Here is a 23,202-nt window from a genome sequence, read left to right on the forward strand (position 1 = left end):
GTCGCACAATGGATGTTTCGATACGCTGCCATAACCGCGTACTGCTGCTGTTAATAGTGCTGGCGCTGGTCGCCACCGCGTTGCCGTTTATCAATTATGCGCCGAACCGGCTGGTGTCTGGCGAAAGCCGTGCGTTATGGCAACTGTTCCCGGCACAATGGTTGCTGATGCCCTGCCTGCTGCTGGTGTTCAGCTTCCTGCCCGGACGGCGTGCGCAGGTGGCGACTCTGCTGCTGGCAGAAGGGCTGGTCTGGTTGCTGGTCTGGAGCGCCGGGAGGGCGGCAACGGATCTCGCACAATCCGGTAGCGCGCTGGCCCGCACCTCCCCCGGTAGCGGCTTATGGCTGTGGCTGGCCCTGTCGCTGCTGGCCTGTAGCGACGCCATCCGCCGTTTTGCCCACCATCCGGTGTGGCGCTGGTTACTGCACGCACAAATCTGGTGTGTCCCTTTGGGGTTACTGCTGAGCGGCGAACTGGATGATCTCTCGCTGCTGCGCGAGTACAGCAATCGTCAGGATGTATTTAACGATGCGCTTGCTCAGCATCTTACCTTGTTGTTCGGAACATTATTCCCGGCACTGGTGATCGGTTTCGCTATCGGCCTATGGTGCTACCGCCATCCCTTGCGTCAGGGGCCCGTCTTTACGCTGTTGAATATTATTCAGACCGTTCCTTCTGTCGCATTGTTCGGCTTGCTGATTGCGCCGCTGGCCGGGCTGGTGCAGCACTTTCCGTGGCTCTCGCGGTTTGGCATTGCCGGAACCGGTCTGACACCTGCGCTGATCGCATTAATTCTCTATGCCTTGCTGCCGCTGGTTCGCGGCGTGGTCGCAGGATTAAATCAGGTTCCGCCAGAAGTGCTGGAAAGCGCCAAAGCAATGGGCATGAATCGCCAGCAACGATTCTGGCGTGTCCGTGTGCCGCTGGCCTTGCCGCTGCTGCTCCGTAGCCTGCGAGTGGTGGCGGTGCAGACGGTCGGCATGGCGGTGATTGCTGCCTTGATTGGGGCGGGCGGTTTTGGCTCGCTGGTGTTTCAGGGGCTGCTGAGTAGTGCGCTGGATCTGGTGCTGCTCGGCGTGATCCCGGTCATCGCACTGGCGGTGATCGTGGATGCCCTGTTCGGTCTGGGCATCGCATTGCTGAAGGTAAAACAGCCATGATTGAGTTTAAGAATGTCAGTAAAATTTTTGCCGGACAGCGGGCAGTGAGCCATCTGGATCTGCACGTCAAAACCGGTGCGTTTTCAGTGTTGATTGGCACGTCCGGCTCCGGAAAATCCACCACTCTGAAGATGATCAACCGGCTGGTTGAGCATGATGAAGGCACCATCTGCTTTGCCGGGGAGGATATTCGTCGCCAGCCGGTGCTGGAGTTGCGCCGTCGGATGGGCTACGCCATCCAGTCGATTGGCCTGTTTCCGCACTGGACGGTGGCGCAAAACATCGCCACGGTGCTGCAACTGCAAAAATGGTCGCGCAGCAAGCGTCACGCGCGAGTTGATGAACTGATGGCGCTGCTTGGTCTGGAGCCGTCGCTCCGCGATCGTTTTCCACACCAGCTTTCCGGTGGGCAGCAGCAGCGGGTCGGGGTTGCCCGGGCACTGGCCGCCGATCCAGAAGTGTTACTCATGGATGAGCCTTTTGGCGCACTGGATCCGGTCACGCGCAGCGCCTTGCAGCAGGAGATGGTGCGTATTCACCGTCTGCTGGGGCGCACCATTGTGCTGGTAACCCATGATATTGATGAAGCGTTGCAATTGGCCGATCACCTGGTGCTGATGGACAGCGGTGAAGTGGTGCAGCAGGGCACACCGCTGGAGATGCTGACCGCCCCGCATAATGATTTTGTGCGCGAATTTTTTGGTCGTAGCGAGCTGGGTATTCGCTTGTTGTCGCTGCGCCAGGTGCGCGGTTACGTGCGCCACGACCAGTTTGTCGAAGGTGATCCCCTGCGGGACGATATGTCGCTGCGCGAGGCGCTGTCTGCCTTTGTTGCCCGCCAGCAGGAAGTCCTGCCTGTGCAGGACGCACAGGGGCAGCGTTGCGGCACTTTACATTTTCGCGATTTATTGCGCGTGGAGGCTGCCGGTGACCTGCCTGCGTGATCCGTTGTTATGGCTGGTGGCGCTATTTGTTGCGCTGCTACTCTGGCTACCGCACAGTACGGCGTTGTTTAGCATGCTGTTTCCGCAACAGCCGCGCCCGGTCTATTTGCAGGAGAGTTTTGTCGCGCTGACTGCCGCCCATTTCTCACTGGTTGCGGTTTCCAGCATGATTGCCATTGTACTGGGCATTGGCGTGGCGGTGGCCGTGACCCGTCCGGCGGGGCGAGAGTTTCGTCCGCTGGCGGAAACCATTGCTGCGGTTGGGCAAACCTTCCCGCCGGTCGCCGTCCTGGCGATTGCCGTTCCGGTACTGGGGTTTGGTAAAGAGCCGGCGATTATCGCACTGGTTCTGTATGGGGTTTTACCGATCCTGCAGGGGACGCTGGCGGGTATTGCCGCTGTGCCAGAGAGCGTGCAAAGCGTGGCGCAGGGGATGGGAATGAGCGGCAGCCAGCGTCTGCTGAAAGTGGAGCTGCCGCTGGCAGCGCCGGTGATCATCGCCGGGGTTCGCACCTCGGTGATCATTAATATTGGTACCGCCACCATTGCTTCAACGGTGGGTGCCAGTACGCTGGGAACGCCGATTATCATCGGCCTGAGCGGTTTTAATACGGCTTATGTGCTGCAAGGGGCGATTCTGGTCGCGCTGGCCGCCATCATTGTCGACAGAGGATTTGAACGGTTAGCGCGGGCGCTTAACCGACACCGCCACGCACAATAAACGAATACCCCGCCAGCATCACCCCGCTGATCCCGCCGATCGCCATCAGCAGAAAAAGGGTGACGACGAGAATTTTACCAGGCTTCATGGCATGCTCCTTTTGTTAAGACGGCTCAGTATAAAGGCTGCCGTGTTGTTGATAAAACATTAAATGCCAGTAAGACAACGCCGGTTGTTGCCACCGCCTCCTGCCGTGATGTTTTCGTACCGCTGCCACCCCCGGCGCTGCGGGATTTACCTTAAGGTATCTTCAGGCTGCGCCACGGTGTGATATTGAGCACGATTTGGCATTTTTTTGGAAAGCTTCAAAGAAACGAAAGGCGACTCCCTGTATGGTACGCGGTTTCGGTTGATGCGGTATGGCGGGTATGTACGAGTTTAATCTGGTGTTGTTGTTGCTACAGCAAATGTGCGTGTTTCTGGTTATCGCCTGGCTGATGAGCAAAACGCGTCTGTTTATTCCGCTGATGCAGGTCACTGTCCGCTTGCCGCACAAGCTATTGTGCTACGTCACGTTTTCTATTTTTTGCATTCTCGGCACCTACTTTGGTCTGCACATCGAAGATTCGATTGCCAATACGCGCGCGATCGGGGCGGTGATGGGCGGCTTGCTGGGCGGCCCGCTGGTTGGTGGGCTGGTAGGCCTGACCGGCGGCCTGCACCGCTATTCGATGGGCGGCATGACCGCGCTGAGTTGCATGATTTCAACCTTCGTAGAAGGGCTGCTTGGCGGGCTGATGCACAGCATCCTGATTAAACGCGGGCGCACTGATTTGGTGTTCAGCCCTTTCACCGCCGGGGCGGTGACGTGCGTGGCCGAGCTAATTCAGATGCTGATCATCCTGCTGATCGCCCGTCCCTTCGACAGCGCACTGCATCTGGTGCAGAGCATTGCGGCGCCGATGATGGTGACGAACACCGTGGGTGCGGCGCTATTTATGCGCATTCTGCTTGATAAGCGCGCCATGTTTGAAAAATACACCTCGGCGTTCTCTGCTACGGCATTGAAAGTCGCCGCCTCGACCGAAGGCTTTCTGCGTCAGGGCTTTAACGAAGAGAACAGCATGAAGGTGGCACAGGTGCTCTATCAGGAGCTTGAGATCGGTGCGGTGGCGATTACCGATCGGGAAAAGCTCCTCGCTTTTACCGGTACCGGTGACGATCACCATCTGCCGGGGCGGCCTATTTCCTCTGTCTGGACGCAGCGCGCTATTGAGACAGGAGAAGTGGTCTACGCTGACGGCAATGAAGTGCCATATCGCTGCTCATTGCATCCGCATTGCAAACTGGGGTCGACACTGGTGATCCCGCTGCGTGGCGAAAACCAGCGCGTCGTCGGCACCATTAAGTTGTATGAAGCAAAAAACCGCCTGTTCAGTTCCATCAACCGCACGCTGGGGGAGGGCATTGCGCAACTGCTGTCGGCGCAAATCCTTGCCGGACAGTACGAACGCCAAAAAGCGTTGCTTACCCAGTCGGAAATCAAGCTATTGCACGCGCAGGTGAATCCCCATTTTTTGTTCAACGCGCTCAATACCCTCAAAGCAGTGATCCGCCGCGACAGCGACCAGGCAGGCTTACTGGTGCAGTATCTGTCGACCTTCTTTCGTAAGAACCTCAAACGTCCTTCCGAGATTGTGACGCTGGCAGACGAAATCGAGCATGTTAATGCTTACCTGCAAATAGAAAAGGCGCGCTTCCAGTCACGTCTGCATGTGCAGTTGCATGTGCCGGACGCGCTCTCTCATCTGCATCTCCCGGCCTTTACCCTGCAACCGATAGTGGAAAACGCCATTAAGCATGGCACCTCGCAACTGCTGGGTGTGGGTGAAATAACCATTAATGCCAGCCTGGAAGGGGAGTATTTGCTGCTGGCGATAGAAGACAATGCCGGGCTGTATCAACCGAAGGGCGATGCCAGCGGGCTGGGAATGAGCCTGGTGGATAAGCGGCTGCACGCCCGCTACGGCAGCGAGTGCGGCATGACCATCGCCTGCGAGCCGGACATTTTTACCCGAATCACTCTGCGACTCCCGCTGGAGGAAAACGCATGTTAAAAGTGCTGATTGTTGATGACGAACCGCTGGCCCGGGAAAACCTGCGTATTTTGCTTCAGGAAGAGCGTGACATTGATGTGGTGGGCGAGTGCAGCAATGCGGTTGAAGCCATCGGCGCGGTGCATAAGCTGCGCCCGGATGTACTCTTTCTTGATATCCAGATGCCACGTATCAGCGGGCTGGAAATGGTCGGTATGCTCGACCCGGAAAACCGCCCCTATGTGGTTTTTCTGACGGCATTTGATGAGTATGCAATTCAGGCTTTTGAAGAACATGCCTTTGATTATTTACTCAAACCGATAGAAGCGCGCCGACTGGAAAAAACGCTTAGCCGCCTGCGCCAGGAGCGTAATGAACAGGATGTTTCCGTGCTGCCGGAGAATCAGGAGGCGCTGAAGTTTATTCCCTGTACCGGTCACAGCCGAATCTGGCTATTGCAAATGGACGAGGTTGCTTTTGTCAGCAGCCGCATGAGCGGGGTGTTTGTTACCAGCCATGAGGGCAAAGAAGGCTTTACCGAGCTGACCTTGCGCACGCTGGAGAGCCGTACGCCGCTGATCCGCTGCCATCGTCAGTATCTGGTCAACCTGGCGCATTTAAAAGAGATCCGTCTTGAAGATAACGGCCAGGCGGAATTATTACTGCGTGATGGCCTGACGGTGCCAGTGAGCCGGCGTTATCTGAAGAATTTAAAAGAGGCGCTGGGCTTGTAAATTCCTGTGCGATGCCTAAACTGCGCGCTGGTTCATTATTTCCGGGAAACAACATGCTTAATAACGATATCCTGCGTAGCCTGCGTTACACACTGCAAGTGGACAACAGTGCGTTGGTGCGCATTCTGGCACTCACAGACACGGTGGTCACGGTTGAACAGCTCGCACCCTGGCTGCGTAAAGAGGATGAGGCAGGTTATGCGCCTTGCCCGGATATTGTGTTGTCTGCCTTTCTGAACGGGTTGATTTACGAAAAACGCGGCAAAGATGACACCGCTCCACCGCTGGTGGCCGAGCGTAAGCTGAACAACAATATTGTGCTGAAGAAATTGCGGATTGCGTTCTCGTTAAAAACCGATGACATCCTGGCGATCCTGACCGAGCAAAAATTCCGCGTCTCGATGCCGGAAATCACGGCCATGATGCGCGCACCGGAGCATAAAAACTTTCGTGAATGTGGCGATCAGTTCCTGCGCTATTTCCTGCGCGGATTAGCCAGCCGGGTGCAGAAACCACAGAGCTAAACAAAACAGGCCGAATGACGGTATGACCCGCTCCGGCCTGTAAAATGATGCATGCCCGGTCAGCAATATGCTGCCGGGCAGGGTGTTATTGCACTTCTTTAAAGCCGCGCGCTTTCAGCAACTGCTCAGACTGCTTCATGCTAATTTTGCCATTGACCGTGCCGGTAAACTCAGAGCCCTGCAGACTATTCAACGCCGAGAAATCAACTTCGTTGTAATCCACATCCAGCGTCTCCTGCGCGTAGGTTTCTTCATAAACCACGCTCTCTTTGATCCCTTTCACGCTCTGGTATTTCTTGCTAATGGGATCCAGCACTTTCATCGCCTCATCTTTGGTTTTCGCGCCGATTGAAGCGTATTCAATTTTGTTTTTCGCCGTCTGGCGCTCAACCTGGTCGCCCTTGTAGTAATAAGTGAGCGTCACTTCGGTGCCCGCCTGTGACCAGCTGAAGGTCTTGCTCTGCTCTTTCTCTCCACAGCCTGCCAGGCCGGTAAGTAAAGCAACAGAAAAGAGTGCGGCAATGAGCTTACTGAATTTCACGATAATCCCCTGTTTTCCATGTGAAGTATTGATTTGTGTAACACCGATTTGAGTATAGAAAAAGGCGCTGAATCCAGCGCCTTATTTTTTACTTAACTTGCTGACCGGCTTTTGCGCCGCTGTCCGGGCTTAACAGGAAGATATCTTTCCCGCCAGGGCCTGCGGCCATCACCATCCCTTCGGAGATGCCGAAGCGCATTTTACGCGGAGCGAGGTTTGCTACCATCACCGTCAGGCGGCCAATCAGCGCGCCCGGATCCGGGTATGCAGAGCGGATACCGGAGAAAACATTGCGTTTTTCGCCGTCCAGATCCAGCGTCAGACGCAGCAACTTATCAGACCCTTCAACAAACTCCGCGTTCTCAATCAGCGCTACGCGCAGGTCGATTTTGGCAAAGTCATCAAAGCTGATGGTTTCCTGAATTGGGTTGTCGGCCAGTTCGCCGGTAGCCGGTGCGGCGGCAGCTTTCACTTCCTCTTTCGAAGCTTCAACCAGCGCCTCAACCTGCTTCATTTCGATACGGTTGTACAGCGCTTTAAACGCGTTCACCTTATGGCCGAGCAGCGGTTGCTGAATAGCGTCCCACTCAAGTTGCGTGTTCAGGAACGCCTCAGCACGTGCCGACAGCGACGGCAGTACCGGTTTCAGGTAGGTAAGCAGCACGCGGAACAGGTTGATACCCATAGAGCAGATGGCCTGCAGATCGGCATCGCGGCCTTCCTGTTTTGCCACCACCCACGGTGCCTGTTCGTCGACATAACGGTTCGCCACATCTGCCAGCGCCATAATTTCGCGTACCGCTTTACCAAACTCGCGGCTCTCCCACGCTTCGCCAATGGTGGCTGCCGCATCGGTAAAGGTTTTATACAGTGCCGGATCCGCCAGTTCAGCGGCCAGCACGCCGTCGAAGCGTTTAGCAATAAAACCGGCATTGCGCGAAGCCAGGTTAACCACTTTGTTCACAATATCGGCATTCACGCGCTGAACGAAATCTTCCAGGTTCAGGTCGATATCGTCAATGCGTGATGAGAGCTTAGCGGCATAGTAGTAGCGCAGGCTGTCGGCATCGAAGTGGTTGAGCCAGGTGCTGGCTTTGATAAAGGTGCCGCGAGATTTAGACATTTTCGCGCCGTTCACCGTGACATAACCGTGCACAAACAGATTGGTCGGTTTGCGGAAACCACTGCCTTCCAGCATGGCCGGCCAGAACAGGCTGTGGAAGTAGACAATATCTTTGCCGATGAAGTGATACAGCTCGGCGTCGGAATCTTTCTTCCACCAGTCGTCGAAGTTCAGATCGTTGCGCTTGTCGCACAGGTTTTTAAACGAGCCCATGTAGCCGATCGGCGCATCGAGCCAGACGTAGAAATATTTGCCCGGCGCATTGGGAATTTCGAAACCGAAATAGGGCGCATCACGGGAGATATCCCACTGCTGCAGACCCGATTCGAACCACTCCTGCATTTTATTCGCCACCTGCTCCTGCAACGCGCCGCTACGGGTCCATGCCTGCAACATTTCGCTGAACGAGGGCAGATCGAAGAAGAAGTGCTCTGAATCGCGCATCACCGGCGTGGCACCGGACACCACCGATTTCGGTTCGATCAGTTCGGTCGGGCTGTAGGTGGCGCCACACACTTCACAGTTATCGCCGTACTGATCCGGCGATTTGCATTTCGGGCAGGTGCCTTTAACAAAACGGTCCGGTAAAAACATCCCTTTTTCCGGATCGTAGAGCTGAGAAATGGTGCGGTTTTTAATAAAACCGTTCTCTTTCAGACGGGTGTAAATCAGCTCCGACAGCACGCGGTTTTCGTCGCTATGGGTGGAGTGATAGTTGTCATAGCTGATGTCAAAACCAGCGAAATCCGTTTGATGTTCCTGACTCATTTCGCCAATCATCTGCTCTGGCGTAATGCCCAGTTGCTGTGCTTTCAGCATAATCGGCGTGCCGTGAGCATCGTCCGCGCAGATGAAATTGACCTGATGGCCGCGCATTCGCTGGTAACGGACCCAGACATCAGCCTGGATGTGCTCCAGCATATGGCCGAGGTGGATGGAGCCGTTGGCGTACGGCAGCGCGCACGTTACCAGAATTTTCTTCGCGACTTGAGTCATAGTAGGCATTACATCTTCTTGAGAAAAAGGGGTATCGATAGTACCAAAAGGGGAATTAATGCGCCAAGCGATTAGGGCATTAATCCATAAATGGATAATTATTACGTGTGCGGTAAACTTGGCCGCTACAATGTCGTTTTCAGCATAACTACAAAGGAGTCGGGATGAGTTCGCAATCCCAGGCCAAATCCCCGGAAGCCTTACGTGCAATGGTTGCCGGAACGCTGGCCAACTTTCAGCACCCAACCCTGAAGCACAATCTCACCGCATTGAAAGCCGTGCACCACGTCGCATGGCTGGACGACAGTCTGCACATTGAACTGATCATGCCGTTTGTCTGGCGCAGCGCGTTTGAAGTATTGAAAGAAGAAACCAGCGCTGAGCTGCTACGCATTACTGGCGCGAAAGCCATCGACTGGAAGCTGTCGCATAACATCGCCACCTTGAAACGGGTGAAAAATCAGCCGGGCGTTAACGGCGTGAAAAACATTATTGCGGTCAGTTCCGGCAAAGGCGGGGTAGGGAAGTCGTCGACGGCGGTCAACCTTGCGCTGGCGCTGGCGGCGGAAGGGGCGAAAGTCGGTATTCTGGATGCCGACATCTATGGCCCGTCCATTCCGCTGATGCTGGGGGCAGAAAATGAGCGCCCGACCTCGCCGGACGGTACCCATATGGCGCCGATCATGTCTCACGGCTTAGCCACCAATTCGATTGGCTATCTGGTCACAGACGACAACGCGATGGTCTGGCGCGGCCCAATGGCCAGCAAGGCGCTGCTGCAACTGTTGCAGGAGTCGCTGTGGCCGGACCTGGATTATCTGGTGCTGGATATGCCGCCAGGCACCGGTGATATTCAGCTGACGCTGGCGCAGAATATTCCGGTAACCGGTGCGCTGGTGGTGACCACGCCGCAAGATATCGCGCTTATCGATGCGAAAAAAGGCATCGTCATGTTCGAGAAAGTGGAAGTTCCGGTGCTGGGCATTGTGGAAAACATGAGCATGCATATTTGCAGCAACTGCGGTCATCATGAGCCAATTTTCGGTACTGGCGGTGCGGAAAAACTGGCGCAGCAGTACCATACGCAACTGTTAGGCCAGTTGCCGCTGCATATTACGTTGCGTGAAGATCTGGATAACGGTACGCCGACTGTCGTGAGCCGCCCGGATAGCGAGTTCACGGCTATTTACCGCCAGCTCGCCGGGCGCGTTGCGGCGCAGCTTTACTGGCAGGGAGAGGTGATCCCCGGCGACATCGCCTTCCGCGCAGTGTAAAACAGACAGCCGGGCGGTTTATGCCGCCCGGCTGTCATCGTTTTACTGCCATTCATCACTTCAGCATCATCACTTCAGCACATAGTGCAGCAGCAAATAATCCCCTTGTGGCGAGGCACCCTGCGCTTCGATATGCCAGCCGTGGCGTTGATAAAACGCCAGCGCTTTTTTATTCAGCAACAGGCATTTCAGCGATCCGGTATGGGTAAAGGTCGATTGCACATGCCTGAGTAATGCACTGCCAACGCCCTTGCCCTGTGCATCCGGGTCAATAAACAAGTTATGCAGGAAGTTGTCGTTCTCGTAGACCGAGGCGAACCCAAGACGGTGCCCTTCCTCTTCGGCGACCCACACCGTTTCGCCCAGCACAGCGGCATCGAAATCTTCCAGCTGCCAGTCACTGCCATCGAGCCACGTCCAGCCGCTTTTGCGGGCACGCAGATAAAGAGTACGTAAAAACGGCCTGTCACTTTCTTGCCAGCGGCGAATAATCAAACCAGCCCCTTACTTAGCGGTGATAGAAGATATCACCATTATAGGCTTTAAGAATTTTGCCGTCGGTATCGGTGATCAGCACATAGTTGCCGCCCATATAGGTCCAGTGGCTACCCGCATCTGGTGCTGGCAGGTTGCGTAACTGCCACTGTTTAATATTGTACTCCTGACTGCGGTACATCTCCGGCACCGTATCACCGATGTTAAACTTGGTGAAATCGGCCACGAACTCCTTCACCTCGTAGGATTGCGGCCCACTAGCCGGTGTGGTCTGCGATTCGGCAAAGGCAGAAGTTGCGGTTGCCAACAGCGCGCCCAGAAGCATCATTTTTGTTTTACGCATACTCTCTCCAGGTTGTTCTTATCCATTTCACGCGGTTGCATAAATTAGCATGCCATCATTGCCGTTAACTTACGGGGGAGCAACAACGAAAAAATAACGCTTTGGTAAAAAGTGTAAGCAAACCCAGGAGAAAGCAGGAAAAGCGAACAGCAATTTCCGCTATCCGCTTGTAACCTTTGGGAATAATCCTGGCATCCCGTCAGTCCGTAAAGCCTTCCAGCACGATTTTACCGACTGCACGCTGGCTTTCGAGCAGGGCATGGGCTTTACGCAGATTAGTCGCATTGATGGCACCAAAGTGTTCCCCGAGCGTCGTTTGTAATACACCTTCGTCAATCAACGCGGCGACGCGTGTCAGTAATCGGTGCTGGGCAATCATATCGTCCGTGGTAAACATCGACCGGGTAAACATAAACTCCCAGTGCAGGGACACACTTTTTGCCTTCAGCGGCAGTGCATCAAGACTGTCGGGATCATCAATGAGCGCCAGCTTGCCTTGCGGTTTCAGGGCATTAATCAATTGCTGATAATGGTCCTGCGTGTTGGTAAGGCTGGCGACATGCGTCACCTCTTTTATGCCAATCCGTGCCAGCTCTTCGGTCAGTGGCTTGCTGTGATCAATCACATGATGAGCACCGCGCTCCAGAACCCATTGCTGGCTGGCGGGGCGTGAAGCGGTTCCAATCACCGTCATGCGCGTCAATTTGCGCGCCAGTTGGGTAATGATTGAGCCGACGCCGCCTGCCGCGCCAACGATCAGCAGTACATCCCCTTCGTTGCCGTTTTCGCGAATGCCAAGCCGGTCAAACAACATCTCCCAGGCGGTGATAGCGGTTAACGGCAGGGCCGCGGCAGAGGCGTTATCCAGCGTTTTGGGTTTCAGCGCTGTAATCCGCTCATCCACTAGTTGAAATTCGCTGTTACTGCCTGGCCGCGTTAATGCCCCGGCATACCACACTTCATCGCCCGGTCGAAAAAGCGTGACAGCTTCTCCCACCTCTTTCACCACGCCGACGGCGTCCCAGCCCAGCACGCGAGGCGTTTCGGCATTGAAACCGGCGCGCACTTTAGTATCGACCGGGTTAACCGAGATGGCTTTCACTTCTACCAGCAGGTCATGGCCGCTGGCCTGCGGCTGCGGCAGTTGGATATCGTTCAGGAAGGCCAGGTTGTTACCGTTTGGGGCAGCGTGGGTAATGGCGATTGCTTTCATAAATACTCCGTTAATGCGTTATTTATCTCAGTGCCGGTAAGGGTAGACAACGCCGTCATGATGAAAAACCCGTAAAAAGGAGCAGCACTTATCCTTAAGCAGTGAAAATCGCCACAGCCTGTAGCGCAGCCGTAGCCGGGAATGGCAGGCCACCGAACATCCATTGCTTCGCCACTGCGCTCGATCCTTGAGCGACAGGGGGCCATCAGCGGATATTTATCAACGCCAGATTATCTGCCATCGCCTCTTTTTGGGCTCCCTTGTATTCGCCTGCACATTCCCTTACTCTGCTGACCGGGACGCACTGTCCCTTTGACTCGGGGTGCCCTTCGTATGAAGGCTGAGAAATACCCGTACCACCTGATCTGGATAATGCCAGCGTAGGGAAGTCAGATGCCTGCCCGGCATCCCTTCTTCACGCCGGGCAGGAGCGAATTTATGCAACCTGACCTGCTTGATCGTGCGCAGACCGCGCATGTGTTACAGCAATTCCGCCGCCGTTCTCCCCTAGTGCACTGTATGACCAATGACGTGGTTCAGACTTTTACAGCCAATGTGCTGCTGGCTTTGGGCGCGTCGCCCGCGATGGTGATTGAACCCGAAGAGGCACAGCAGTTTGCAGCCATTGCCGATGCGTTGTTGATTAACGTCGGTACCCTTACTCGTGATCGTGCCGAAGCAATGCGCGCGGCCATCGACAGCGCGCAGGCAGCAGATACGCCGTGGACGTTAGATCCTGTTGCCGTCGGCGCGCTTACTTACCGAACCTCTTTCTGCGCACAACTCCTTACTTTGCACCCTGCGGCGATCCGCGGGAATGCCTCGGAAATTCTTGCCCTTGCCGGAATGAGCAGCGGCGGGCGCGGCGTCGATACCACGGACACCGCCAGCGCAGCGTTACCCGCAGCGCAAACACTGGCAAGGCAGACGGGCGCTGTCGTTGCGGTGAGTGGCGAAGTGGATTACATCACTGACGGGCAACGCACCCTGATGGTCACCGGTGGCGATGCGATCATGACGCGAGTAGTGGGCACTGGCTGCGCATTGTCGGCTGTTGTGGCGGCCAGCTGCGCGCTTGCTGGCGATCGGCTGGCGAATGTCGCCGCGGCCTGCGCGTTGATGTCGCAAGCCGGGAGCCAGGCGGTGGCCCGCAGCGAAGGACCCGGCAGTTTTGTGGCGGCCTTCCTTGATGCGCTGCATTCAGCAGGGGCAGATGCATGAAACGTATTAACGCACTGACTATCGCTGGCACCGATCCCAGCGGTGGCGCGGGAATTCAGGCTGATTTAAAAACCTTTTCTGCACTGGGGGCGTATGGCTGCTCGGTGATCACCGCGCTGGTGGCGCAAAACACCCGTGGCGTGCAATCGGTTTATCGTATCGAACCGGATTTTGTGGCAGCGCAACTCGACGCCGTGCTGAGCGATGTGCGCATTGATAGCACTAAAATCGGCATGCTGGCAGAGACGGACATCGTCGAAGCGGTGGCAGAGCGGCTGCGGCACTATCAAGTGCGTCATGTTGTGCTGGATACGGTGATGCTTGCCAAGAGCGGCGATCCGCTGTTGTCGCCATCGGCGGTGTCGGCGCTGCGGCAGCATTTACTGCCGCAAGTTTCGCTTATTACGCCTAATTTGCCGGAGGCGGCAGCGCTGTTGGAGGCGCCGCTTGCAGGTAGCGAACAGGAGATGCATGCGCAGGGCGAAGCGTTATTGGCGTTGGGCTGTGAAGCGGTGTTGATGAAAGGGGGCCACCTTAACGACGCCGAAAGCCCGGACTGGTTATTCACCCGTGATGGCGCGCAGCGTTTTACCACCCCGCGCGTGATGACGAAAAATACCCACGGCACAGGATGCACGCTCTCGGCTGCACTGGCGGCGTTACGCCCGCGTCATGCCAACTGGGCGGCCACTGTCGCCGAGGCGAAAGGGTGGCTAACAGCGGCGCTGTTACAGGCGGACTCGCTGGACGTCGGCCATGGCATTGGGCCGGTGCACCACTTCCATCAGTGGTGGTAAACCGGCATACGAAACGTGCCAGCAGATTATGCTGAAAAAGTGCGCTCGCGGTGGAAAATCGCGCACAGGAAGACCAGGATTATTGCTGCCCATCGTCAGATGGGTAAGGACAATCCATTTCGCCCTGTGCGAAGCTTACGGGAGCATAGCTATGACTGATATTGTGCAGTTACTTGGCAAAGACGCCGACAGCCTTCTGCAACACCGTTGTATTACCATCCCCGCTGATCAGCTCTATCTGCCGGGGGAGGATTACGTCGATCGCGTGATGGTGGATAACAATCGCCCGCCTGCGGTGCTGCGTAATATGCAGACGCTGTATAACCACGGGCGTCTGGCTGGCACCGGGTATCTGTCCATTTTGCCTGTCGATCAGGGCATCGAACACTCTGCGGGCGCGTCGTTTGCGGCGAATCCGCTCTATTTCGATCCGAAGAATATTGTCGAACTGGCGATTGAAGCTGGCTGTAACTGCGTCGCGTCGACCTACGGCGTGCTGGCTTCAGTTTCCCGTCGTTATGCGCACCGCATTCCGTTCCTGGTTAAACTTAACCATAACGAAACGCTGAGTTACCCCACCGAGTATGATCAGACCCTGTACGCCAGCGTCGAGCAGGCGTTTAATATGGGTGCAGTGGCCGTTGGCGCGACAATCTACTTTGGTTCCCAGGAGTCCCGCCGCCAGATTGAAGAGATCTCCGCTGCTTTTGAACGTGCTCACGAACTGGGCATGGTGACTGTGTTGTGGGCCTACCTTCGCAATTCTGCCTTCAAAAAAGAGGGCGTCGATTACCATGCCTCCGCCGATTTGACCGGCCAGGCGAACCACATTGCCGCTACCATCGGCGCTGACATTGTGAAGCAGAAAATGGCGGAAAATAACGGCGGCTATAACGCGGTGAATTTCGGTTACACCGATGAGCGCGTTTACAGCAAGCTGACCAGCGACAACCCAATCGATCTGGTGCGCTATCAACTGGCGAACTGCTATATGGGCCGTGCTGGGCTTATCAACTCCGGCGGCGCGGCAGGGGGCGACACCGACATGAGTGATGCCGTGCGCACGGCGGTCATTAATAAACGTGCGGGCGGCATGGGGTTGATCCTCGGCCGTAAAGCCTTTAAGAAATCGATGGCCGATGGCGTGAAGCTGATTAACGCCGTACAGGATGTTTACCTCGATCCCAAAGTCACCATTGCCTGATGGACGTTATCCCCTCTCTCGCAGAGGGGATAATGCTTTAAAACAACGCCTTAATTGCCTGAATTCTCCTTCCCGATCTTCATCACATTTCCGTAACCTTTTGTGAAAAATGTCACGCATCCTTGTGCGTATGCCCAGAAAATGACCGCCGCTTAGCGGAGATTGTCCGAGGATACGGCGTATTTTTGTGCATATATTTTGTAATGAAACAGCTTTTCAAAAACACCAAGGATCCATGATGAAAATTGAATCTGTAAATGTCACCGTCTTTCAGCACCCAACGCGACGGGTTTCCGACAGCGCCGGGCACTCTCATCCCGGCCCGGAGACGCAGGCGAAAATGGCCATGCTGACCATTACTGCAGACGATGGCAGCAAAGGGTATTCGTTTGCGCCGCCGGAAGTGGTGCGTCCCTTTGTCCTTAATGCGTTTTTCCGCAAAGTGATGGTGGGTCAGGATCCGTTTAACCGTGAACGCATCTGGCAGGATCTGGTGCACTGGCAGCGTGGCAGCGCTCATCAGCTGACCGAACGCGCACTGTCTTTTGTCGAGCAGGCACTGTGGGATTTGATTGGCCGTAAACTCAATATGCCCGTTTATAAATTGTTGGGTGGCTACCGCGATAAAGTCCCGGCCTATGGCAGCACCATGTGCGGCGATGAACTGGAGGGCGGGCTGTCGACCCCGGAAGAGTATGCCGCGTTTGCCGAACAACTGGTGGCCCGGGGCTATAAAGCCATCAAACTGCATACCTGGATGCCGCCCGTCAAATTCGCGCCAGACCCAAAGATGGACGTGAAAGCCTGCGCCGCGGTGCGTGAGGCGGTAGGGCCGGATATCGATTTAATGATTGATGGCTATCACTGGTACAGCCGTACCGAAGCGCTCTACATCGGCAAGGCGCTGGAGAAACTCAACTTCGCCTGGTTTGAGGAGCCGATGGAAGAGGAGAGCATGTCCTCTTACGCCTGGCTGGCGGAAAACCTGTCGATTCCCGTCATCGGGCCGGAAAGCCTGGGAGGTAAACATCACAGCCGCGCCGATTGGGTGAAAGCGGGGGCCTGCGACATCCTGCGTGCCGGGGCGAATGGCGTAGGCGGTATCTCGCCGACGCTGAAAGTCGCCAACCTTGCCGAATCGTTTGGCATGGATTGTGAAGTCCACGGTAACGGGGCGGCAAGTCTGGCGGTAATTGGTGCTATCCGTAACTGCCGTTGGTATGAGCGCGGGCTGTTGCATCCGTTCCTGGATTACGACCAACCGGCGGCCTACCTCAATAGTCTTGTCGATCCGATGGATGAGGACGGTTATGTCCATCTGCCACAGCGCCCCGGGCTCGGTGAAGACATCAATTTTGCCTATATCGAAGCCAATACGCTCAGCCACGACTGACCCATAACAATAGCCCGGAAGCACTGACTTTCGGGCCACGCAAGCCGGTAAGGCAGTAGCCATCTGGCAAAACGTACCCTACAAACGGTAGACAAAGATGAAAAAATCCTCGCTTGCCGGAGCGTGTCTCGTTGCGCTCTCGCTGATGATGGGGAGTGGAGCGGCGCGTGCAGCGACACCGCCCGACCAGCTCATCATTGGCATGAACATGAACAACCTGCTGACTCTCGATCCGGCGGCCATGACCGGCAACGAAGTGGTCGGTATTGTGGTTAATCTTTACGACTCGCTGGTGGAACTGGATCCGAACGAACAGACCAACGTCAAACCGGCGCTGGCAGAGTCGTGGGCGATCAGTCCGGATGGCAAAACGCTGACCTTTCATCTGCGCAAAAACGTCAAATTTCATTCCGGGAATCCGCTGACCTCAGAGGATGTGGTGTGGTCGATGCGCCGTTTGCTGCATCTTAACCTTGCGCAGGCCTCGGTATGGAAATCTTACGGTTTCAGTAAGAAAAATATTGATGACCAGATTTCCGCCCCGGATGCCTACACGGTACAAATTCGTCTGCCTAAGGCCAACGATCCGCAACTGGTGATTTATTCACTGGGCGCGCTGGGTAATCTGGGGGTGCTGGACAGCAAAACGGTGCAAAGCCATGCCGTGAATAATGACTGGGGCAACCGCTGGCTGACCACCAATGAGGCGGGATCCGGCCCCTTTATGCTGGAAACCTGGCAGGCAAAAGATGTCCTGCGTATGAAGCGCAACCCGGGCTACTGGCGTGAAGCGCCGAAGCTCAGCCGCGTGGTGCTGCGCCACTTCCAGGAGTCGCAAACCCTGCGTCTGATGCTGGCGAAAGGCGATCTGGATATCGCCAACAATATGGCGGTGTCCGATATCAATGCGCTACGTAAAGACCCCAATGTCACGGTAGAAGCGGTGCAAAAGGGCACGGTGTATTACGTGGCGATGAGCATGAAAGAGCCGCATTTTGCTAACCCGAAAGTGCGCGAAGCAGTGCGTTACCTGATTGATTATCAGGGCATAAATAAAGCCTTGATGCCGGGTTACGGTGTGCTGCATCAGCGCCCTATTAAAGCGGGTATGCCCTCGACCTTGCCAGATCCTGGGTACCGGCTGGATATCCCCCGCGCTAAAAAGTTACTGGCAGAAGCCGGTTATCCGGACGGTTTTGATACCACTCTTCGGGTACTGGCCGATCAGCCGTTTTTGAATATCGCCATTGCCGTGCAGTCGACACTGATGCAGGCAGGGATCAACGCCAAAATCGTCACCGGCACTGGCAACCAGATTTACGGTGCGATGCGTGAACGGAAATTCGACATGCTGGTCGGTCGCGGCGGCAGCGGCGTTGAGCCGCACCCCCATTCCAGCCTGCGCGCGCTGGTCTATAACCCGGACAACAGCGATGAAGCGCGGCTGACCAATTTTCAGGGCTGGCGTACCAGTTTTTATGACAAGCCGCTGAATGAGATGATCGACAAGGCCCTACTGGAGCGCGACCCGGAGAAGCAGAAAACCGACTATCAGCAAATCCAGTTGCGGTATGACCAGCTTATACCGGCCCTTATCCCGTTGTCGCAAATGGTGGATTCGGTGGTAGTGCGTAATGACGTGAAAAATTTCCAGTCGCACCCCTCGGCAACCACCTTCCTGCGCGAAGTCTATAAAAGCCCGTCTACCGGAGGAGAGAAAGGATGAGTACGCTGATACTTGCGCCTGGCTCGCGGGCCAGACGTCTGTCAAAACGGCTGACGCAGGTTATTGTCACGCTGTTTGGTTTATTGCTGCTGACGTTCTTTATCGGCCGGGTAATGCCTGTCGACCCGGTTCTGGCGATTGTCGGCCCGGATGCGGATCAAAGCACCTACCAGCAGGTCTACCAGCAGTTAGGTTTTGATAAGTCGCTGCTCACTCAGTTTGGCATTTACCTGAATAATCTCCTGCATGGCAACCTGGGGAATGCACTGCTGACCGGTAAGCCCGTGCTGGACGACATTGTTCGTGTCTTCCCGGCGACGCTGGAACTGGCAACGATGGCGATTCTCGTGGGGGCGGGTTTAGGGATCCCGCTCGGCGTGCTGGCCGCCGCCCGCCGTAACAGTCTCTCTGACTATGTGGTGCGCATTATCAGCCTGGCAGGTTATTCCACACCGATTTTCTGGGTCGGCATGATGGGGTTGCTGCTGTTCTACGCCTGGCTGGGGTGGGTTGGCGGTGCCGGGCGGCTGGATCTTGGGCTGGACGGTGTGGTGCCGCGTCGCACCGGGCTTATGACCGTCGATGCGTTGCTGGCGGGCAATGGTCAGGTGTTCTGGAATGCGCTCAACCATCTGGTGTTACCTGCTTCGTTGCTTGGTTTTCATTCGCTGGCGTACATCAGCCGTATGACCCGTAGTTTTATGCTGGCGCAGCTGTCACAGGAGTTCATTATTACCGCGCGGGTGAAAGGGCTGACCGAGCGGCAGGTGATCTGGAATCACGCCTTTCGCAATATCCTGGTGCAGTTGTTAACGGTGGTGGCGCTGGCTTATGGCGCATTGCTGGAAGGGGCGGTATTGATTGAAACCGTCTTTTCCTGGCCGGGGTTTGGCTCTTACCTGACCGGCAGCCTGCTGCTGGGTGATATGAACGCGGTGATGGGCTGTGTGCTCCTGGTCGGGGTGATCTTCGTGCTGCTCAATCTGCTCTCCGACATGCTGTACCAACTCTTTGATCCGAGGACGAAATCATGACGGTCTCTTTTGATTCGCCGGTTTCTTCTGCCCGCCATGAGCGTCATGTGCGGCTGAGAAAGCGCGTCGGACGCGCGGCGGGTTTTGTTGGCAAAATGGCGCGTAATCCGCTGACCGCTATCGGTGGCGGCATTGTTTTGCTGCTGCTCATTGTGGCGCTCTTTGCGCCGTTTATCGCACCCTACAACCCGTTGGTGCAGGATCTGGACAGCGCGCTTTCGCCACCCAGCGCCGCGCACTGGTTCGGCACTGATGAGTTCGGGCGCGATATCTTTAGCCGGCTGGTTTATGGCTCGCGGATTACGCTCTACATCGTGTTGCTGGTGTCCGTTACCGTGGGCCCGCTCGGCCTGCTGCTGGGCGTTACCGCCGGTTACTTTGGCGGCAAGGTCGATACGATCCTGATGCGCGTGACCGATATCTTTATCTCTTTCCCAAGCCTGGTGCTGGCGCTGGCGTTTGTGGCGGCACTTGGCCCGGGTCTTGAGCATGTGGTGATTGCCATTACACTCACCGCCTGGCCGCCAATTGCGCGTCTGGCGAGGGCCGAAACACTGTCGTTGCGGCAGGCCGATTTTATTTCAGCGGTACGCTTGCAGGGAGCCTCGCCGGTGCGGGTGCTGTGGCATCACATTGTGCCGCTCTGTCTGCCGTCGGTGATTATCCGTATCACCATGAATATGGCCGGTATCATCCTTACCGCCGCCGGATTGGGCTTCTTAGGACTGGGGGCGCAGCCGCCGGATCCGGAATGGGGCGCGATGATCTCCAGTGGGCGCACTTACATGATGGAGTGCTGGTGGGTAGTAACCATTCCGGGGCTGGCGATTTTAATCAACAGTCTGGCGTTTAACTTCTTGGGAGACGGCTTACGTGACATCCTCGATCCTCGCAGCGAATAATTCGCCGCTTCTTGATGTGCAAAATCTGCATGTCGACTTTGTCAACGGCCAGGCAGTCACGCATGCGGTGCGTGGTGTCTCTTTCACGCTTGGGCGGGAAAAACTGGCGATTGTTGGTGAGTCCGGTTCCGGAAAATCTACCGTCGGGCGGGCATTACTGCGTCTGCACCCGGCAAAAGCGCGCATTCATGCCGACAGCATGCAGTTTGGCAATATCGACCTGTTGAAAGTGGATGAAGCGCAAATGCGCGGCATTCGTGGCAAACGGATTTCGATGATTATGCAGGATCCGAAATATTCGCTGAACCCGGTAGTTTGCGTGGGCGACCAGATTGCCGAAGCCTGGTTAACGCATCATCCGGGTAAGAAAGCTGACGCAAAGGCCAAAGTACTTGAAATGCTGGATGTGGTGCGTATTCGCCAGCCAGAGCGTGTTTATCATCTCTACCCGCACGAGATCTCGGGCGGTCAGGGGCAGCGCATCATGATTGCGATGATGCTGATCACCGACCCGGAACTGGTCATTGCTGATGAGCCAACCTCGGCGCTTGATGTCTCTGTGCGCTTGCAGGTGCTGGGATTGCTGGATGATCTGGTCCAGTCACGCGGCCTTGGGCTGATTTTCATCAGTCACGATATCAACCTGGTGCGCAGTTTTTGTGACCGGGTGCTGGTGATGTACGCCGGGCGTGTCGTGGAGTCCATTGCGGCGAAAGACTTAGATCAGGCGCAACACCCCTATACGCAGGGGCTGATCCACGCCCTGCCGGAAATTCATCATCGCCGCCCGGTACTGCCGGTGTTGCAGCGCCAGGCCAGCTGGCTGGGCGAATAAGGAGCGCAAAATGATCACTGTGCAAAACCTCAACCTGGCGTTTGGCGAAGGGGAGAAGCGGAACCAGGTACTGAGCGATGTCTGTTTTTCGGTGCAGACTGGCGAGATCTTCGGCCTGGTCGGGGAATCTGGGTCGGGTAAAACCACCGTGCTGAAGTGCCTTGCCGGGCTGTTTACCCACTGGGATGGCGCGCTTTCCATCAATCATCAGCCGCTGGAAAAACGCCTTAGTCAGCCGCGTTGCCGGCTGGTACAAATGGTGTTTCAGGATCCCTACGGGTCGCTGCACCCGCGCCATACCATTGGCGATATTCTTGAAGAGCCGCTACACATTCATGGCATTCACGACCGCGATCGGCGTGTGAATACCTTGCTGGATAAGGTCGGATTGAGCCGCGCGTTTCGCGATCGCTATCCTCATCAACTCTCTGGCGGGCAGCGTCAGCGTGTGGCGATTGCCCGGGCGCTGATCCTTGAGCCTCGCGTACTGCTACTGGATGAGCCGACCTCGGCGCTGGATGTGTCGGTGCAGGCGGAGATCCTCAATTTGCTGGCGGCATTGCATCAGGAGTCGCACCTGACTTACCTGATGGTCACCCACGACCTTGGCGTGATTGCCCACCTGTGCCAGAAAGTCGCGGTGATGCAACACGGCAGGATCCTGGAAACGCTCACGGTGGATGACCTGGTCAGCGGGGCAGCGCAAACGCCGTATACGCAAATGCTGGTCAATGCCAGCCAGCGCTACAGCCGTGAAATGGCGCGGGAAGTGGCAGCGTATTAAAGGAAGGCAGGCCGGAGAAGGCAGTTGTGCCTGATCCGGCCTGGCGTGCGACTAGCGCAGTAACGGGCAATCTGGCGGCAGCCGGCATTGCAAGGCGTTGGGTAACACTTCTATGCGAAAATGTTCGCCGCGCAGCGGTTCGCCGTCGAGGTTAAAAGTGATCTCATGAGGGGCACTGATTTCAAACCACGCCGACTGACCGTCGACAATGTGCGGGTTGTCATCCGGCTGTGTCAGGGTGGTGAACAGGGCAGGCAGCAGTTCATCGCCGGTAAAAATACGCAACTGCAATAAGCCATCGTTGATCAACGCCTGCGGGCAAAGCTGTTGCCCGCCGCCCGCCTGGCGCCCGTTACCTATGCCAATCACCAGCGCATCGCCCTGCCAGTGAAAATTGTCGCCACGAATTTCACAGCGGTCGGCTTTCAGCATATCCATGCGCATCAATCCGTGGATCAGGTAAGACACTCCGCCTAGCGCCGCTTTCAGTTTTTCCGGCGTTTCGCTGGTAATGCGCGTCCCAAAGCCGCCCGTCGCCATATTAATAAAACAGGTTTCATCATTAACCCTGGCGATATCTACCGGTACGGCTTTGCCAACAATCGCCAGTTGCAGCGCTTTATCCAGCGTTTCGGGTATGGCGGCGCTGGTAGCAAAATCATTGGCGGTGCCGAGCGGTAAAATGCCCAGTGCCGGTACAGCGTCGCCTGCGCATTCCACCAACGCTGTTGCCACTTCGTTGATGGTTCCGTCGCCACCGGCCGCAATCACCGTTGCGACGCCAAGCTGCTCTGCCTCTTTGACGTAACGTCCGGCATCGCCTTTTTCCCAGGTAACCCGAACCTGAATATCCATACCTTCTTCGCGAAGGAGTGTCACTGCCTCGCGTAGCGTCTCGTCACCGGCGCTTTTACCGTTGAGGATCAATAAGCTTGTGGGAAATTTGCGCATCCTTTTTCATCCTGGCTGAATAACATTAGAAAGTGTATCTCATGAAAAAGGGTAGTTGAGGAAAAGCGGATGAAGAGAGAAAAAATCAGCCTGCGTAAGGGAGATTACGCAGGCTAAGGAGGTGGTTCCTGGTACAGCTAGCATTTATGGGTTATGTTTTTCAGCGACAGCGATAATACCCATATTAACCGCAACGGTATGTGATCCGATTCTAAGAATCTTACCCTGCAATAAATAACCGTGCTTAACTA

At 55.9% G+C, this 23,202-nt stretch carries 23 protein-coding genes and 1 riboswitch; of the genes, 16 read left to right on the top strand and 7 right to left on the bottom strand.

Annotated features, from left to right (window positions below):
- Positions 1-8 precede the first annotated feature (8 nt).
- From ACUY4S_RS08100 to ACUY4S_RS08110, 3 genes are read left to right on the top strand one after another with little or no spacing between them, the layout of a single operon-like run.
- A complete protein-coding gene (locus ACUY4S_RS08100) occupies positions 9-1,160 on the top strand; it encodes an ABC transporter permease (RefSeq protein WP_312687827.1) in 1,152 nt (383 codons plus the stop codon).
- Positions 1,157-2,104, top strand: a complete 948-nt coding sequence (locus tag ACUY4S_RS08105) for an ABC transporter ATP-binding protein (RefSeq protein ID WP_312687825.1) — start codon at positions 1,157-1,159, stop codon at positions 2,102-2,104. The genes ACUY4S_RS08100 and ACUY4S_RS08105 overlap by 4 nt, the downstream gene beginning before the upstream one ends.
- The gene (locus ACUY4S_RS08110) at positions 2,088-2,825 is read left to right on the top strand and encodes an ABC transporter permease (RefSeq protein ID WP_458022668.1); all 738 of its coding nucleotides are present in this window, start codon (positions 2,088-2,090) and stop codon (positions 2,823-2,825) included. The genes ACUY4S_RS08105 and ACUY4S_RS08110 overlap by 17 nt, the downstream gene beginning before the upstream one ends.
- Here ACUY4S_RS08110 and ACUY4S_RS08115 read toward each other — a convergent pair.
- On the bottom strand, positions 2,800-2,913 hold the full coding sequence (locus ACUY4S_RS08115; protein WP_312687822.1) for a protein YohO: 114 nt from the start codon (positions 2,911-2,913) through the stop codon (positions 2,800-2,802). The genes ACUY4S_RS08110 and ACUY4S_RS08115 overlap by 26 nt on opposite strands.
- A 280-nt stretch (positions 2,914-3,193) precedes the next feature.
- On the opposite strand from ACUY4S_RS08115, the gene ACUY4S_RS08120 reads away from it, so the two are divergent.
- The 3 genes from ACUY4S_RS08120 to ACUY4S_RS08130 are packed head-to-tail and all read left to right on the top strand — an operon-like array spanning position 3,194 to position 6,119.
- On the top strand, positions 3,194-4,882 hold the full coding sequence (locus ACUY4S_RS08120) for a LytS/YhcK type 5TM receptor domain-containing protein (RefSeq protein WP_458022667.1): 1,689 nt from the start codon (positions 3,194-3,196) through the stop codon (positions 4,880-4,882).
- Positions 4,876-5,595: a two-component system response regulator BtsR gene (gene btsR / locus ACUY4S_RS08125; RefSeq protein WP_312687819.1), complete on the top strand. Its 720-nt coding sequence runs from the start codon at positions 4,876-4,878 to the stop codon at positions 5,593-5,595. The genes ACUY4S_RS08120 and btsR overlap by 7 nt, the downstream gene beginning before the upstream one ends.
- A gap of 53 nt (positions 5,596-5,648) precedes the next feature.
- A complete protein-coding gene (locus tag ACUY4S_RS08130; protein WP_312687817.1) occupies positions 5,649-6,119 on the top strand; it encodes a YehS family protein in 471 nt (156 codons plus the stop codon).
- Positions 6,120-6,204: 85 nt separating this feature from the next.
- Here the strand turns inward: ACUY4S_RS08130 and ACUY4S_RS08135 are convergent, their stop codons facing one another.
- Together ACUY4S_RS08135 and metG are read right to left on the bottom strand one after the other, a co-directional pair.
- Positions 6,205-6,660 carry a YehR family lipoprotein gene (locus tag ACUY4S_RS08135; protein ID WP_312687815.1) on the bottom strand — a complete coding sequence of 152 codons (456 nt, stop codon included), beginning with the start codon at positions 6,658-6,660 and terminating at the stop codon, positions 6,205-6,207.
- An 88-nt stretch (positions 6,661-6,748) separates the two neighbouring features.
- Positions 6,749-8,779, bottom strand: a complete 2,031-nt coding sequence (gene metG / locus ACUY4S_RS08140; RefSeq protein WP_458022696.1) for a methionine--tRNA ligase — start codon at positions 8,777-8,779, stop codon at positions 6,749-6,751.
- Between the two features lie 164 nt (positions 8,780-8,943).
- Between metG and apbC the strand changes: the two genes are divergently transcribed.
- Positions 8,944-10,053, top strand: coding sequence for an iron-sulfur cluster carrier protein ApbC (gene apbC, locus ACUY4S_RS08145; protein ID WP_312687814.1), 1,110 nt, complete (start codon positions 8,944-8,946; stop codon positions 10,051-10,053).
- A 69-nt stretch (positions 10,054-10,122) separates the two neighbouring features.
- On the opposite strand, the gene ACUY4S_RS08150 is transcribed toward apbC, so the two are convergent.
- The 3 genes from ACUY4S_RS08150 to ACUY4S_RS08160 all read right to left on the bottom strand — a co-directional run bounded on the left by ACUY4S_RS08150 (position 10,123) and on the right by ACUY4S_RS08160 (position 12,104).
- Positions 10,123-10,548 carry a GNAT family N-acetyltransferase gene (locus ACUY4S_RS08150; RefSeq protein ID WP_312687812.1) on the bottom strand — a complete coding sequence of 142 codons (426 nt, stop codon included), beginning with the start codon at positions 10,546-10,548 and terminating at the stop codon, positions 10,123-10,125.
- A gap of 13 nt (positions 10,549-10,561) precedes the next feature.
- Positions 10,562-10,891, bottom strand: a complete 330-nt coding sequence (locus tag ACUY4S_RS08155) for an RcnB family protein (RefSeq protein WP_458022666.1) — start codon at positions 10,889-10,891, stop codon at positions 10,562-10,564.
- Between the two features lie 199 nt (positions 10,892-11,090).
- On the bottom strand, positions 11,091-12,104 hold the full coding sequence (locus tag ACUY4S_RS08160; protein WP_312687809.1) for a zinc-binding alcohol dehydrogenase family protein: 1,014 nt from the start codon (positions 12,102-12,104) through the stop codon (positions 11,091-11,093).
- A 308-nt stretch (positions 12,105-12,412) separates the two neighbouring features.
- Positions 12,413-12,508: riboswitch (TPP riboswitch) on the top strand.
- A 34-nt stretch (positions 12,509-12,542) separates the two neighbouring features.
- Here ACUY4S_RS08160 and thiM point away from each other — a divergent pair.
- From thiM to ACUY4S_RS08205, 9 genes are all read left to right on the top strand, one after another.
- Positions 12,543-13,325: a hydroxyethylthiazole kinase gene (thiM, locus tag ACUY4S_RS08165; protein WP_458022665.1), complete on the top strand. Its 783-nt coding sequence runs from the start codon at positions 12,543-12,545 to the stop codon at positions 13,323-13,325.
- A complete protein-coding gene (thiD, locus tag ACUY4S_RS08170) occupies positions 13,322-14,122 on the top strand; it encodes a bifunctional hydroxymethylpyrimidine kinase/phosphomethylpyrimidine kinase (RefSeq protein ID WP_458022664.1) in 801 nt (266 codons plus the stop codon). The genes thiM and thiD overlap by 4 nt, the downstream gene beginning before the upstream one ends.
- A 151-nt stretch (positions 14,123-14,273) precedes the next feature.
- The gene (fbaB, locus tag ACUY4S_RS08175; RefSeq protein WP_458022663.1) at positions 14,274-15,326 is read left to right on the top strand and encodes a class I fructose-bisphosphate aldolase; all 1,053 of its coding nucleotides are present in this window, start codon (positions 14,274-14,276) and stop codon (positions 15,324-15,326) included.
- Between the two features lie 238 nt (positions 15,327-15,564).
- Positions 15,565-16,719 carry a mandelate racemase family protein gene (locus ACUY4S_RS08180; protein WP_312688216.1) on the top strand — a complete coding sequence of 385 codons (1,155 nt, stop codon included), beginning with the start codon at positions 15,565-15,567 and terminating at the stop codon, positions 16,717-16,719.
- Positions 16,720-16,816: 97 nt separating this feature from the next.
- Complete coding sequence (locus ACUY4S_RS08185) at positions 16,817-18,445, top strand: ABC transporter substrate-binding protein (protein WP_312687800.1); 1,629 nt, start codon at positions 16,817-16,819, stop codon at positions 18,443-18,445.
- Positions 18,442-19,479 (top strand): ABC transporter permease, encoded by a 1,038-nt coding sequence (locus tag ACUY4S_RS08190; protein WP_312687797.1) that lies wholly within the window; start codon positions 18,442-18,444, stop codon positions 19,477-19,479. Before ACUY4S_RS08185 ends, ACUY4S_RS08190 begins: the two co-directional genes overlap by 4 nt.
- A complete protein-coding gene (locus ACUY4S_RS08195) occupies positions 19,476-20,381 on the top strand; it encodes an ABC transporter permease (RefSeq protein WP_458022662.1) in 906 nt (301 codons plus the stop codon). The genes ACUY4S_RS08190 and ACUY4S_RS08195 overlap by 4 nt, the downstream gene beginning before the upstream one ends.
- On the top strand, positions 20,353-21,216 hold the full coding sequence (locus tag ACUY4S_RS08200; protein ID WP_312687793.1) for an ABC transporter ATP-binding protein: 864 nt from the start codon (positions 20,353-20,355) through the stop codon (positions 21,214-21,216). Before ACUY4S_RS08195 ends, ACUY4S_RS08200 begins: the two co-directional genes overlap by 29 nt.
- A 10-nt stretch (positions 21,217-21,226) precedes the next feature.
- Positions 21,227-22,000 carry an ABC transporter ATP-binding protein gene (locus ACUY4S_RS08205; RefSeq protein WP_458022661.1) on the top strand — a complete coding sequence of 258 codons (774 nt, stop codon included), beginning with the start codon at positions 21,227-21,229 and terminating at the stop codon, positions 21,998-22,000.
- A gap of 51 nt (positions 22,001-22,051) precedes the next feature.
- On the opposite strand, the gene yegS is transcribed toward ACUY4S_RS08205, so the two are convergent.
- On the bottom strand, positions 22,052-22,951 hold the full coding sequence (yegS, locus tag ACUY4S_RS08210; RefSeq protein WP_312687789.1) for a lipid kinase YegS: 900 nt from the start codon (positions 22,949-22,951) through the stop codon (positions 22,052-22,054).
- Between the last annotated feature and the right edge of the window lie 251 nt (positions 22,952-23,202).

The sequence above is a fragment of the Kosakonia beeri genome (assembly GCF_054165705.1).